The sequence below is a fragment of the Cohaesibacter haloalkalitolerans genome (assembly GCF_003574655.1).
GTDB classification, from domain to species: Bacteria; Pseudomonadota; Alphaproteobacteria; order Rhizobiales; family Cohaesibacteraceae; genus Cohaesibacter; species Cohaesibacter haloalkalitolerans.
This window is the reverse complement of sequence record NZ_QNUM01000013.1, coordinates 35532-48855: the sequence shown is the minus strand read 5'-3', so window position 1 is coordinate 48855 and position 13324 is coordinate 35532. Positions and strand designations below refer to the sequence as shown.

Annotated in this window: 11 protein-coding genes; 4 read left to right on the top strand and 7 right to left on the bottom strand. The window is 58.1% G+C overall.

What is annotated here, in order from left to right:
- Together DSL70_RS21150 and DSL70_RS21145 are read left to right on the top strand one after the other, a co-directional pair.
- The gene (locus DSL70_RS21150) at positions 1 to 2055 is read left to right on the top strand and encodes a hydantoinase/oxoprolinase family protein (protein ID WP_119309967.1); all 2055 of its coding nucleotides are present in this window, start codon (positions 1 to 3) and stop codon (positions 2053 to 2055) included.
- On the top strand, positions 2052 to 3674 hold the full coding sequence (locus DSL70_RS21145) for a hydantoinase B/oxoprolinase family protein (RefSeq protein WP_119309966.1): 1623 nt from the start codon (positions 2052 to 2054) through the stop codon (positions 3672 to 3674). The genes DSL70_RS21150 and DSL70_RS21145 overlap by 4 nt, the downstream gene beginning before the upstream one ends.
- A gap of 312 nt (positions 3675 to 3986) precedes the next feature.
- Here the strand turns inward: DSL70_RS21145 and DSL70_RS21140 are convergent, their stop codons facing one another.
- Positions 3987 to 4727, bottom strand: coding sequence for a GntR family transcriptional regulator (locus tag DSL70_RS21140; RefSeq protein WP_119309965.1), 741 nt, complete (start codon positions 4725 to 4727; stop codon positions 3987 to 3989).
- A 288-nt stretch (positions 4728 to 5015) separates the two neighbouring features.
- On the opposite strand from DSL70_RS21140, the gene DSL70_RS21135 reads away from it, so the two are divergent.
- Together DSL70_RS21135 and DSL70_RS21130 are read left to right on the top strand one after the other, a co-directional pair.
- Entirely contained in the window at positions 5016 to 5999 is a 984-nt protein-coding gene (locus DSL70_RS21135; protein ID WP_119309964.1) for an SIS domain-containing protein, read from the top strand.
- Between the two features lie 96 nt (positions 6000 to 6095).
- Positions 6096 to 6941, top strand: coding sequence for a PfkB family carbohydrate kinase (locus DSL70_RS21130; RefSeq protein ID WP_119309963.1), 846 nt, complete (start codon positions 6096 to 6098; stop codon positions 6939 to 6941).
- Positions 6942 to 7016: 75 nt separating this feature from the next.
- Here DSL70_RS21130 and DSL70_RS21125 read toward each other — a convergent pair whose 3' ends face one another.
- The 6 genes from DSL70_RS21125 to DSL70_RS21100 form a co-directional block, all read right to left on the bottom strand.
- Positions 7017 to 7994: an ABC transporter ATP-binding protein gene (locus DSL70_RS21125; RefSeq protein WP_119309962.1), complete on the bottom strand. Its 978-nt coding sequence runs from the start codon at positions 7992 to 7994 to the stop codon at positions 7017 to 7019.
- Positions 7994 to 9025: a Gfo/Idh/MocA family protein gene (locus tag DSL70_RS21120; protein WP_205563453.1), complete on the bottom strand. Its 1032-nt coding sequence runs from the start codon at positions 9023 to 9025 to the stop codon at positions 7994 to 7996. Before DSL70_RS21120 ends, DSL70_RS21125 begins: the two co-directional genes overlap by 1 nt.
- Complete coding sequence (locus tag DSL70_RS21115) at positions 9022 to 9861, bottom strand: carbohydrate ABC transporter permease (protein ID WP_119309961.1); 840 nt, start codon at positions 9859 to 9861, stop codon at positions 9022 to 9024. Before DSL70_RS21115 ends, DSL70_RS21120 begins: the two co-directional genes overlap by 4 nt.
- 11 nt (positions 9862 to 9872) lie before the next feature.
- Positions 9873 to 10787 (bottom strand): carbohydrate ABC transporter permease, encoded by a 915-nt coding sequence (locus DSL70_RS21110; RefSeq protein ID WP_119309960.1) that lies wholly within the window; start codon positions 10785 to 10787, stop codon positions 9873 to 9875.
- Between the two features lie 186 nt (positions 10788 to 10973).
- Positions 10974 to 12221, bottom strand: coding sequence for an ABC transporter substrate-binding protein (locus DSL70_RS21105; protein WP_119309959.1), 1248 nt, complete (start codon positions 12219 to 12221; stop codon positions 10974 to 10976).
- 55 nt (positions 12222 to 12276) lie between these two features.
- Positions 12277 to 13182 carry an N-acetylmuramic acid 6-phosphate etherase gene (locus DSL70_RS21100; RefSeq protein WP_205563451.1) on the bottom strand — a complete coding sequence of 302 codons (906 nt, stop codon included), beginning with the start codon at positions 13180 to 13182 and terminating at the stop codon, positions 12277 to 12279.
- Positions 13183 to 13324 lie beyond the last annotated feature (142 nt).

Sequence of the window (13324 nt, the reverse complement as noted above, 5' to 3'; positions counted from 1 at the left end):
ATGGTTTGGAGAATTGGAGTGGATTCTGGTGGCACCTTCACCGACATCTGCTTGTTTGAAGAAGAAACCGGACGACTGGAAATCTGGAAGCTGTCATCCTCTCCCGATGATCCCTCCCGCGCCATTGCACAAGGCGTCGTGGAAGGTTTGGAGCAGGTGGATGCAACAGCTGGCGATCTCGGCTTTCTGGGCCATGGAACGACCGTTGCCACCAACGCACTGATCGAGCTGCGCGGCGTCAAGACCGGCCTGCTGATTTCCGACGGCTTCCGTGATCTGCTGGAACTGGGCCGCCAGAAGCGCCCGAGCCTCTATGACATGAATGTCGACAAGCCCGAGCAGCTCGTCACCCGCGACCTGCGCCGTCAGGTTCCCGAGCGTCTGAAATCAGACGGCACCGTCGACCTGCCGCTCGATGTCGAGGCCCTGAAAAAGGAAGTCCAACTGCTGGGTGAACAGGACGTCAAGTCCGTCGCCATCTGCTTCCTCTATGGCTTCCTCAACACCGAGCATGAAGCGCTGGCCAAGAAGGTCGTCTCGGAAATGCTGCCGGACGTCTTCGTCTCCACCAGCCATGAAGTCGCCCCTGAATTCCGCGAGTTCGAACGGCTCTCGACCACTGTTGTCAACGCCTATCTCGGCCCGGTCATGAAGCGCTATATCCAGAAGCTGCGCGAGCGTCTGGATGAGGTCGGGCTCAAGGTCGCTCCGCAGCTCACACAGTCCAACGGCGGCGTGATCGGTTTTGACGCAGCAGCCAACCTTCCGGTTCGCACCGTGCTCTCCGGTCCGTCAACCGGCGTAGTTGCCGCGCAGGAAATCGGCAAGATGGCTGGCTTCCCCAATATCATTACCTTCGACGTGGGCGGCACCTCCTCCGACGTTGCCCTGCTGCAGAACGGCATCTGCAACCTGACCGGTGAAGCCGATGTCCATGGCTATCCGATCAAGGCACCGATGCTCGACATTCACACCGTGGGTGCCGGTGGCGGCTCCATCGCCCATGTCGACAGCGGCGGCCTGCTGAAGGTCGGCCCGCGTTCCGCTGGCGCCTACCCCGGCCCAGTCTGCTATGGCAATGGCAACGAAGAACCGACGGTCACCGACGCCAACATCGTGCTGCAGACCCTCAATCCTGTCGAGATCCTTGGCGGCCGCATGAAGGTCCGCCGCGATCTGGCCCTTGCAGCCGTGCAGCGCCTTGCCGACCAGCTCGGCCTCGGCGTCATGGAAACCGCAGACGGCATCCTGCAGGTGGTCACCGCCAACATGGCCAAGGCCATTCGCGTGATTTCCGTGCAGCGTGGTCATGACCCGCGCGATTATACCCTGATGGCCTTTGGCGGTGCCGGACCGCTTCACGCGGCCCGTCTTGCCCATGAGCTCGACATCTCCCGCATGATCATTCCGCTGACGCCGGGTGCCCTTTGCGCTCTTGGCCTGCTGCTGACCGATCTGCGCGCCGACTTCGCCATCTCCCGCCTCACCGAACTGACCGAAGAATCGCTTGCTGCGGTTGAAGCCGGCTTCGAGGAACTGTCTGTTCAGGCCCTTGACTGGTTTGCAACCGACAACATTCCGGAAGACCGCCGCAAGGAAATCCGCACCGTAGACATGCGCTACGCAGGCCAGAACTACGAGCTTTCAGTCACAGTCCCCGCCGGACCGATCACTCTGGACACCTTCAAGAAGCTGGAAGAAGGCTTTGAAGCCGTCCACAAACAGCGCTTTGGCTTCATCGCCAAAGGCGAAAAGATCCAGCTTGTCACCCTGAGGCTAGAAGCCATTGGTGAAGTCAAGAAGGCCCAGCTCCAGTCCTATCCAAAGGAAGGCACCTCGCCAGATGCTGCCAAGATTGATGAACGGGGTGTCTGGATGAAATCGGAGGGCGATTTTGTCACCTGCCCGGTTTATGACCGCAAACTCCTCAAACATGGCAACCAGATCTCCGGACCGGCCATCATCGAGCAGATGGATACGACCAGCGTCATCCTGCCCGACATGACCGCCACCGTGGACGCCTATCTCAACCTTATTGTGGAGATCGCCCAATGACAACGATCGATCCAATCACCGTAGAAGTCATCGGTTCCGCGCTCTCTTCCATCGTGGAAGAGATGGGGGAAGCCCTCGTTCGCGCCTCCTATTCGACCAACATCAAGGAACGTCGCGACTGCTCGACCGCCCTGTTCGACAACAAGGGCAACACCCTGTGTCAGGCCGAGCATATCCCGATGCATCTGGGCAGCTTCATCGGCATCCTGCCGAACATCATGAAGCGCTTCGACCTTGCGGACATCAAGCCCGGTGACGTGTTCATGGGCAACGATGCCTATGAGGGTGGCGCCACCCACCTGCCCGATATCGTGATGGCCGAGCCGATCTTCGTTGACGGCAAGCTGATCGCCTGGGCGGTCAATACCGCTCACCATTCCGACTTCGCCGACCTTGGCCACGAGCACATCTATCAGGAAGGCATCCGCATTCCGCCGGTCCGCCTCTACAAGGCAGGCGAGCTGCAGCAGGACATCCAGAACCTGTTCCTGCTCAACTGTCAGGTGCCACATGAACGCATCTCCGACCTGCGCGCCCAGATGTCAGCCAACCGCCTCTGCGTCCAGCGCATGCAGGACCTTTGCGCCAAATACGGCACGGACAAGGTTCTGGCCGCTGGCGAAGAGCTGCAGGACTATGCCGAACGCAAGATGCGCGCCGGTATCGCCGCTATTCCGGACGGAACCTATTCCTTCTCGGACATCTTCGACAGCAACCAGTGGAAAGAGCGCATGGAATTCTCGGTCGACATCACCGTCACCGGGGACGAAATGACCCTCGCCTTTGATGGCCCACCGCAGGTCCGCAGTGGTCTCAACATGATCTACACCTCGCTTCTGGCCTCCTGCTACTATGCGGTCAAGGCGGTCGTTGATCCGACGATCCTTCCCAATGCCGGTCTTGCCCGTCCGCTGACGGTCACCGCACCAGAAGGCTCGATCCTCAACTGCAAGCATCCTGCTGCCGTTGAAGGCCGAATTGCCGCCTGCCAGCGTGTTGCCGACATCATTCAGGGTGCCCTCGCCAAGGCCATTCCGGGCAAGGTTGCCGCAGCGGGCAACGGCTGCTGCACCGGCGCCATCTTCAATGGCATCCGTGAAGACGGCTCCATCTGGGTCTATCTGGAAACCATCGGCGGTGGCGGCGGCGCCCGCCCGTCCAAGGACGGCCTGTCCGGTATTCAGGTGCATCTGACCAACACATCCAACCTGCCCGTAGAGGCACTTGAGCTGGAATACCCGCTCACTCTTCTGCGCTACGAGCTGGTTGACGGATCTGCCGGTGGTGGGCAGTACCGGGGCGGCATGGGCATTCGGCGCGTTTATCGCGTAGAACGGCCCTGCCGCTTCTCGGTCGAAGCCTCCCGCGTCAGTTCCTGCGCATGGGGTCTGGAAGGTGGCGAGGCTGGCCAGATGACCCATCTCGACTTTGGCGACGGTCGCACCGAGTTCAAGGGCATGGCTGATCTCAAGCCGGGCCAGATCGTCGAGATCGTCACCCCGGGTGGTGGCGGCTATGGCGATCCGTCCAAGCGCACCAGGGAAGCCATCGAGCGGGACATCGCCGAAGACCGCATCACCCCGGACTTTGCAAAACAGGTTTACAGCTTCTCCGAATAAGCAGCAGCCTCGGGATCTCTGGCCCCGGCTGGAGATCCCACCTTTTTTGCATTTCGACGAGATCCTTCTGCAGCGGGTGCCCGCAAGCCCGGTGCAGAAGAAGCCCGCACTGCGCGCTCTGCCGGACATCCGGCAGGCACCAGTCGGGCGACGGGCAGCAAGCCTTGCCGAATTGCGGTCAGGACAGACATCAGATCAAAAATTGACAGGACCGGAAATGATCCGCTTCAAGAGACCTGCCACAGGTGCAAATGCGCGACCGCAAAAGCAGACATCCGTCCGCTTCCGCGTCCCCGTTAGCATGGCTGCTTGTCAGATCTCGATAACCAGATTCATCCGCGCACTCGGCGTCAGCAGCTTCGAATATTGCAACGGCACCGACCGGTCTTCGCCATACACCGTCTTTTCAACCTCGAACATGATGTCTCCGCTGGCACAGCGGAAGATGCCACATTCCTTCGGCGTCGCCACCCGGCAATTGATAACCCGTTTGGCATGTTTCACCTCGCGACCATATCTGGTCTGCAACAGGCTGTAGAGCGACGTGTCATCATGAATTTCATTCATCAAGCCGGGAAACAGATCCAGCGAGAAATAGGAGCTTTCGATCGTCATCGGTGTCCCGTCGGTCGTGATCAGGCGGCTGATATGCAGCACGGCTGCCAATGGCGCAATGCCAAGCCTTTCGCCAAGATCCTCGTCCGCCGCTTCCTCGCTCATTTCGAGTATCGTCTTTTCGACGCGATAGCGCCGCAACGCAAAGCTCTCCGAAAAGCCCCCCAGATTGAGCAGGCTGGTTTCCATCTTGGGCAGCGTGACGAAAGTGCCCTTGCCATGCCGCTTCTCAAGAACGCCTTCGGCTTCCAGTTCCGTGATCGCCCGGCGCACGGTGATGCGGCTGACGTCATATTGCTTGCACAGTTCCGTTTCTGTGGGAATGGCATCACCCGGCCCCAGCGCACGCGAGGAAATCATTTCCTTGATCGCGAACTTGAGCTGTTCGTAAAGCGGGGCCGCTGCATTCTTGGCAAGTGGATTGGAATTCTCGGACAATCGCTTAACTCTCACTTTCGGCTGTCTGAAGCCGTGGCTCTCATTCTGTCGGCCCCTGTTCAGGCACCGCACCTTCTGATCGCACGGCACGGGGCATCAGGCAATCCGCCTGCCCTGACTGACGCCGCGATCACATTACCCACCAGATTAACCGAATGGAAAGCCATCACGAAACCGTGCGGCTCTTTTTTCGGCTTTTTCCGGCGACAAACACAAAACCCATGTTGACTCATCCGTCGACAACGGAATAAATAATAGGACGTCATATAACGTCATAAGGATCCCGCCATGAATGATCAAGTAAAAAAAACAGGCCTCGAAGAGGCAATCGCCGCCGTCGCCGCACGCGAAAAGGTCACTGAATTCTATTTCGTCGCCTGCGGCGGTTCCAACGCCCTGCTGATGCAGGGTCAGTACATCATGGACCGCGAAGCAAAAGGCATTGCAGCCTACTCCTACAGCTCCGCAGAATTCCTCGCTCGCGCGCCGGTTCGTCTTGGCAAGAACTCCGTCGTTGTGACCTGCTCCCATTCCGGCAACACCCCGGAAACCATCGCAGCAACCCGTTATGCCCGTGAAGCTGGCGCCCTGACCATTGCCTTCACCCACAAACCGGAATCCGAACTGGACGAAGCAGCCGAACAGTCCATCTACTATGAATTCGATCCGCTGAGCGTTGGCGAAAAGCACAATGCCATCCTGCTGGTTCAGCTGGTTCTGGGCTCCCTGAAAGAGCTCGAGGGCAACACCAAGTTCGACCTCGCCAAAAAGGCAATCCCGACGCTTCATGACAAGGCAGAAAAAGTCAAGGCTGCCCATGCAGACGGTGCAAAGGCCTGGGCTGAATCCTACAAGCGCGAACCGGTCATCTACACGATGAGCTCCGGCTCCTGCTACTCCATCGCCTATTCCTTCGCCATCTGTCTTCTGCAGGAAATGCAGTGGGTCAACTCCGCGGCCATTCATTCCGGCGAATACTTCCACGGTCCTTTCGAAATCACCGATTTCGACACCCCGTTCATCATCCTCAAGACCCTTGCAAATTCCCGCAAGATGGACGAACGCGCTCTGGCATTTGCCGAGAAATACTCCAAGCGCCTGCTGGTTCTGGATGCTCAGGAATTCGGTGTTGAGGAAGTTGCCGGTGAAGCTGCCGAATATCTGGTGCCGATCATGTTCACGGCCCTGCTGCGCACCTACGCCGTAGCCCTCAGCGACTCCCGCGGCCATCCGCTGAGCGTTCGTCGCTACATGTGGCGCATGGAATACTAATCGACATCTGGCAGATGGCGCTTGCGCCATCTGCCAGTTTCACTTTCAGTCCCCCACCCAATCCATCCGCACCAAAGCGCATCAAGAGGCCTCGGCATGACCATTTCCTCCCACCCGGCAGCCCTGCTCGGCATTGGTGATAATGTTGTCGATTTCTATCTGGACAGGAACGAGTTCTTCCCCGGCGGAAATGCCCTCAATGTTGCGGTTCTGGCCAAGCAGTTCGGCCTCACTGATACAGGCTACATCGGCATCATCGGCAATGATGCAGAAGGCAATCACGTCCTCAACTGTCTGGCCGAAGAGAAGGTCTGGTCGGGCCGCGTCCGGCAGGCCTATGGCGAAAACGGCAAGGCCATTGTCCATCTGGACGACAAGGGCGACCGCGTCTTCCTGCGCTCCAACAAGGGCGGCATCCAGAAAAGACTGGGCCTGCGTCTGGAAGAGGCTGACCTCGAGGCTGTCGAGCGTTTTGGCCACGTGCACAGCTCGCTGTTCAGCAACCTCGAGCACGAACTGCCCAAAATCCGCGACCGGGCAAAATCCGTTTCCTTCGACTTTTCATGGCGCCACGAGATGGACTATGTGAAGAGCATTGCGCCCTTCATCACGACCGCCTTCTTCTCCGGTTCGGCCCTTGATGATGCTGGCATTGACGATCTCATCGAAACGGTTGCTGGCCTTGGCGTTTCGACAATTGGCGTGACGCGGGGCTCCGATGGCGCCTTCTGGATGGCCAATGGCAAACGTTATCGGCAGGGCATCAAGCCTACTACGGTGATCGATACCCTTGGCGCTGGCGATTCATTCATCGCCGGTTACATTTCAAGCGTCTTGATGGGCAATTCTGTCGAAGAGGCCCTTGATCAGGCAGCAACCTTCGCCGCAAAAACCTGCACCATATTCGGCGCCTTCGGCCATCCCTACAAGGTGGCAGGCTGAGCCGCTGCCCCCTGTTGACGCGCAGCAGGACGAAATGGTTGCCTCGTTCCCTGGACACCGAGCCATTTTGCAACGCTACTCGTTGAAATAATGCCGTTTCTGCGCGTCAAACCCGAGCTTGAGTTCCTGACGCGGCCTGATGTCATGCTGCCCGAACAGACGGACGGTTACCTGATGCTCACCCACAAAAGCGATGACATTGGTATCGCCACCAAGATGCTCCACATGCTGAACGGTCGCGGCAAGCGGCCCGTCGTCGGCCAGATAGAGATCTTCCGGCCGGATGCCGATGGTGCGGGTGTCGCCAGCCTCAAGCAGCGAAGCGGGCAGGAAGTTCATCGCAGGCGAACCAAGGAACCCGGCCACGAATTTGTTGGCGGGCTTGTTGTAAAGCTCCATCGGACTACCGACCTGTTCCACCCGCCCGTCACGCAGGACGACAATCTTGTCCGCCAGCGTCATCGCCTCGGTCTGGTCGTGGGTCACATAGATCATGGTGGCATCCAGCTGCTTGTGCAGATTGGCAATCTCCAGCCGGGTGCTGACACGCAAGGCCGCATCGAGATTGGACAGTGGCTCGTCGAGCAGGAACAGCTTGGGCTGACGCACGACAGCCCGACCGATGGCCACCCGCTGCCGCTGCCCGCCCGAAAGCTCGGACGGATAGCGCTTGAGGTAGTCATCGAGTTGCAGCATCCGGCTCGCTTCCTGAACACGTTCGGCGATCTCCGCCTTGGAAACCCCTTCCTGCTTCAGTGCCAGCGACATGTTGTTGGCAACATTGAGGTGGGGATAGAGTGCATAGGACTGGAACACCATCGCGATGCCGCGCTTGGACGGCGGCACGCTGTTGACCAGATTACCATCAATATAAACCTCACCGGCGGAGGCGTCCTCAAGTCCCGCGATGACCCGCAGCAGGGTTGACTTGCCACAGCCAGAAGGCCCGACGAAAACGACGAACTCCCCCTTCTCCACCTCGATACTGATATCCCTGAGCACCTCGGTGGTCCCGAAGGTCTTGAAAACATTTTTCAGCGTCAGTGCACTCATTAGGCAGTTTCCTCAAGAATGACAGTCTTGCCGGTCCGGATGCTTTCATCAGCGGCAAGGCAGATCGCCAGCGACTGAACGGCATCCTCCATATGGCGGGAAAGATCGATGTCGTCACGGATGGCCGCAAGAATGAAGTCCTGCTCGGCAGCGCACAATTCGTTGTGACCGGGCTCTCCGGTCAGATCGATATGCCGGTCACCATCCGGCCGGTGCACGAGGATGCCACCGACCTTGGTGTGCCCGTCAACATCGGCACTGGCACCCTTGTTGCCATCGACAATCGACACGGCGCCGTTCGGTGACACGATATCTTTGACGAAGAAGGCCGTTTCAGACATCATCGGCCCCCATCCGGCTTCGTACCAGCCGACCGAGCCATCGGCAAAGGTCACCTGCAACTGGCCATAGTTATACATGTCCGGCCCGATTTCATCGGAGAGACGCAGGCCAATGCCGTTGACCCGCAGCGGTTTTGCGTCGGTGATCTGGCACATCACATCCACATAATGCACACCGCAATCGACAATCGGGCTCGTGGTCTGCATCAGCGCCTTGTGGGTCTCCCATTCGTGGCCACTGGACTGCTGGTTGAGGTTGAGCCGGAAGACATAAGGCCCCCCAAGAGCGCGGGCTTCAGCAACGAAGCGGATCCACGAGGGATGGTGGCGCAGGATATAACCGACCACCAGCTTGCGCCCGGTACGCTTGGCGGTCTCGACAACCCGTTTGGCGCCCTCCACGGTCATCGACAGTGGCTTTTCGACAAACACATGCGCCCCGGCCTCCATCGCGGCGCAGGCAAAATCCACATGCGTATCGGTGTAGGTAGCGATGGCCACAAGATCGGGTTTGCTGACGGTCAGAGCCTCATGGAAATCGGCAAACACCGGATAGTCCTGCAGAGGCCCTTCCGGCACCTCTCCGGTGCGATTGACCAGAGCGACGATTTCAGAGTCTGGATGATGATGGTGGGCCAAAGCGTGGGCATAGCCCATGTTACCCAGCCCTGCGACAAGTGTCCGGATCATTTGACTGCCCCCGACGTGATACCGCGGATCAATTGCCGCGAGAAGATGACATAGAGAATGAGAACCGGCAGGATCGCCATGGACAATGCGGACAGCACCGCGTTCCAGTCCGTGACAAACTGACCGATGAAGACCTGACTGCCGAGAGTCAGTGTTTTGGTTTCCTCAGCCGGAGCAAGGATCAACGGGAACCACAGATCGTTCCAGATCGGGATCATGTTGAACACCGCAACCGTCGCCATGGCGGGCCGTACCAGTGGCACGACAATGCGGGCGAAAATGGTGTATTCGCTGAGCCCGTCAACCCGACCGGCATCCTTGAGATCGTCGGAGACCTGCCGCATGAATTCGCTGAGGATGAACACCGCCAGCGGCAGCCCTTGCGCCGTATAGACAAGGATCAGCGACCACAGCGTATTGACCAGCCCCGTTGCGACCATCATTTCCAGAATGGCCACCGTGCCGATGCGGATCGGGATCATGATGCCGAGCGCCAGATAGAGCCCCATGACCAGATTGCCCTTGAAGCGATATTCGCTGAGCGCGAAGGCTGCCATGGAGCCAAACAGCAGGATGAAGAACAGCGACGCCACGGTGACGATCATCGAATTCTGAAAATAGAGGAAAAAGTCCCCCTGCTTCATCACCGTCTCATAGCCAATCATCGAGAAACTGTCGCTGCTGGGCAGCGACAACGGCTCGCGAAAGATCGCCTTGCGGGTCTTGAAGCTGTTGATCAGGATGACAAACACCGGAAACAGCGCGATCAGCGTGTAGAGAATGAGCGCGCCATGCATGGCGGCAGCGCTGACTGGATTGGTCCTTGCCTTGTTCATGAAACCGCCTCCTAGAGCTGATAGCGCCGCATGCGCGTCTGGATGCCGAACAGATAGATGCAGACACCGACAAGGATGATGGCAAACATCGTCCCCGCCACCGCAGACCCCATATAGGGATCACCCAACTGCAGCTGGAAGCCGAAGAAGGTGCGATAGAGGAAAGTGCCCAGAATGTCCGTCGAGAAATTCGGACCCGCCAGCGCCCCTTGCGCCGCATAGATCAGGTCGAACGCATTGAAGTTGCCCACGAAGGTCAGGATCGAAATGATGCCGATGGACGGCAGGATGAGCGGCAGCTTGATCTTCCAGAAGGCATTGATGCCCGTGATACCGTCAATCTCGCCTGCCTCCAGAATTTCTTCCGGGATCGACAGCAGCGCCGCATAGATCAGCATCATCGGAATGCCGACGAACTGCCAGACCGAGACCAGCGACAGCGTCACCAGCGCGTAGGCTTCCTTGCCGAGCCATGGCGCAAACAACGATTTGAGGCCTACCGCATCCAGCATCGAGGGGGCGATGCCCCAGATCGGCGACAGGATCAGCTTCCAGGCAAAGCCGACGATCACGAAGCTGAGAATGGTGGGAATGAAGATGGCCGACCGATAGAGCGCAGCAAAGCGCAGGCGCGGATGGCTGAGCATCGCCGCCAGTGCAATCCCGATCGGGTTCTGCACCAGCATATGGATGAAGAAGAATTTGAAATTGTTGCCAAGCGCGTTCCAGAACTGTTCCGACCAGCGCGGGTCGCCGAACAGCCGGTTGAAATTGCCCAGACCGATAAAGGTGCGGACCTGATCAACATCGGTATAGAGCGCAAGACGCAAGGTATTGAACAGCGGGAAAATCATGACCGCCGTATAGACAATGACCGCAGGCGCCAGAAAAATGACGATATGCCATCGGAAGCGGGAAGCTTGCATCGCGTTCTCCAGTAGCGGAACCCGGTTTCCAAAACGCCGCAAAGGCTGCACAGGCCATAGGCGCGAGGGCTCTGAAGGGGTCGACGGGTGCTTTCTCAATGAGGTCTCAAGGCGCTAGGCCAACCCGTCAACAGCATCGGTCAGGCGGAGTGTCCCGCCCGACCGACCTGGTCTGTTCAGATTGGCTTACATGCCGGGTTTATACCAGCTGTCGAGGCCTTCCTGCAGTTTCTTGCCAAGCTCTTCCGGTGTGGACGTGCCCTTGATGGCAGCAACAGACGCACCCCAGGTTTCGTTTTCAAGGTTTGGCGTGCCGCGAGACAGGATCTGGTAGGTGGACCGGATCGTGGTTTCGCAATCGCCGCGCCAGCTTACGAATTCCTGAGCCAGCGGATCCTTGATATCAACCGGCGTCTTGCTGAGCGGGAAGAAGCCCGGCAGGGCGTTGCCAAAGATCTCGGCAAAGGCTGGCGAAGCAACCCATGCAAGGAAGGTCTTTGCCGCTTCCGGATTTGGCGTCTTGGTGTTCATGCCGATACCGATATCAACATGGTCGGAAATGTAGCAGGTATCGCCCTTGGCTTTTACAGGAGGCTTGAAGGCACCCATCTTGAAGTCGGCCTGTTCGTTGAAGCCGGAGATTTCCCACGAGCCAGCCGGATAGATAGCGGCGCGGCCGAGCGTGAACAGGTTCTGGCTGTCCGGATAGGTCTGAGCTTCATAGCCATCACCCAGATACGGAGCCCACTTGTGCAGAACCGCATAAGGCTCGGTCCATTGCGGGTCGGTCAGCTTCTGCTCGCCCTTGATCAGAGCCAGACGGCCTTCTTCACCCTTCCAGTAGGTCGGGCCGATATTCTGGTAACCCATGGTGGCTGCTTCCCACTGGTCATTGGTGCCCATGGCCATCGGAATATAGGTACCGTCTGCCTTGATCTTGTCGAGAACGGAGAAGAATTCGTCTTCGGTTTCAGGAACAGCAAGGCCCAGCTCGTCAAAGGCGTCCTTGTTGTAGATGAAGCCATGGATCACCGAAGCCATCGGCACGCAGAAGGTGTGCGCGGCATCGTCGGTCTGCCAGGCAGCCTTGGCAACGTCAGAGAAGTTGCCCATGGCGTCCATACTGGTCAGATCGGCCAGATAGCCTGCCTTGTACAGGGCAAGAGAGGCATCGAACGGACGGCAGCTGATGATGTCACCGGCAGAACCGGCACCCAGCTTGGAGTTGATGGCCGAGTTATATTCGGTCGGAGCCATCGGGGCAAATTTCAGCTTGATGCCAGGATTGCTGGCTTCAAAGGCCGGAATGATCTTTTCCTGCCAGAGTTTCAGGTCGTCGTTACGCCAGCTTTCGATCGTCAGGGTAACGTCTTCCGCATAAGCGGCGCTGCTGAGCAATGTTGCAGCCAAAAGAGCAAATGGAGTGAACTTCATGATTACGTTGAACCTCGCTGTTAAGGGTTGCTCGATCCTCGGTTGTTCCGAATTGTTATTCTTGAAACTGGTACGTGCTTGCGAGCCGCGTCAGGGCGCCGCGCAAATTTCCTTTTTCCGTGTCCAGCAGACGACGCGCCTCCTCAAGCCCAACCCTGCCACCTGCAATGAGACTGGCAAGCTTGACATTGTCACCGGTCAGCAACAATGCTTCATCTGCTGCATTCTCGGGCACATCGGCAATTATCTGCACGATCTGGCTCGCCCGCTTCTTCAGCTTGTGATTATCCGCCTTGAGATTCACCATCATCCCGTCATGGACATGACCAAGACGGATGGCCATCAGGGTGGACATCGTGTTCATGACAATCTTCTGCGCCGTTGCTGCCCCCATGCGCGTCGAACCGGAAACAACTTCCGGCGCGGTGTGCAAGAGGATCGAACAGTCACCCAGCGCAAGCAGTGGCGTATCGGGATTGTTGGCAATGGCAATGATCCGCGCGCCCTTCTCCTTGGCGATACGGGCCGCCTCCAGAGTGTAGGGCGTGCTACCACTGGCTGATACGGCCACCAGCGTATCCCTTGCGGAAACATCGGCAAGGGCATCCTTGAGGGAGGCCGTTTCGTCCTCGGTATCCCCGGGCATCTGGAAATTGCTTGGAATGCCACCGGCCATCAGAACCCGCACGGCCCCGGGCTCGATACCGAAGGTGCCGCCAAGCTCCAGCGCGTCAGCCAGCATCATCAGGGCAGAAGAACCAGCTGCCGCATAAATCAGGGAGCCCCTGGCATGCATCGAAGCGGCCATATACTCCGCTCCCACGCACAATTCCGGCAGGACGTCAGCCACCACACGCGCCGCATCGGCCTGACTTTCTACGAGCAGAGCCGCAATTTCCAGCGGCTCGCGCGCATCAAGGCCAATAGCATTGGCGTGCAGCTTTTCAGTGATACTGACCACGACCGTCCCCCTATTTCGACATTTCAATATAATACCTATCAAGTACCAAATGTCTATCGCTTATTGTGGTGCAATTTCATGCATTGTGGGCAAAAATTTTAAGCAGCCAGAAATTTGGTATTGTTTTGGTCTTTCTTTCTTG

Coding starts and splice junctions, on each gene's coding strand:
- DSL70_RS21125 (WP_119309962.1), bottom strand. CDS start 7,994: ATGAGTGCACTGACGCTGAAAAATGTTTTCAAGACCTTCGGGACCACC.
- DSL70_RS21110 (WP_119309960.1), bottom strand. CDS start 10,787: ATGCAAGCTTCCCGCTTCCGATGGCATATCGTCATTTTTCTGGCGCCT.
- DSL70_RS21105 (WP_119309959.1), bottom strand. CDS start 12,221: ATGAAGTTCACTCCATTTGCTCTTTTGGCTGCAACATTGCTCAGCAGC.
- DSL70_RS21115 (WP_119309961.1), bottom strand. CDS start 9,861: ATGAACAAGGCAAGGACCAATCCAGTCAGCGCTGCCGCCATGCATGGC.
- DSL70_RS21145 (WP_119309966.1), top strand. CDS start 2,052: ATGACAACGATCGATCCAATCACCGTAGAAGTCATCGGTTCCGCGCTC.
- DSL70_RS21150 (WP_119309967.1), top strand. CDS start 1: ATGGTTTGGAGAATTGGAGTGGATTCTGGTGGCACCTTCACCGACATC.
- DSL70_RS21135 (WP_119309964.1), top strand. CDS start 5,016: ATGAATGATCAAGTAAAAAAAACAGGCCTCGAAGAGGCAATCGCCGCC.
- DSL70_RS21130 (WP_119309963.1), top strand. CDS start 6,096: ATGACCATTTCCTCCCACCCGGCAGCCCTGCTCGGCATTGGTGATAAT.
- DSL70_RS21120 (WP_205563453.1), bottom strand. CDS start 9,025: ATGATCCGGACACTTGTCGCAGGGCTGGGTAACATGGGCTATGCCCAC.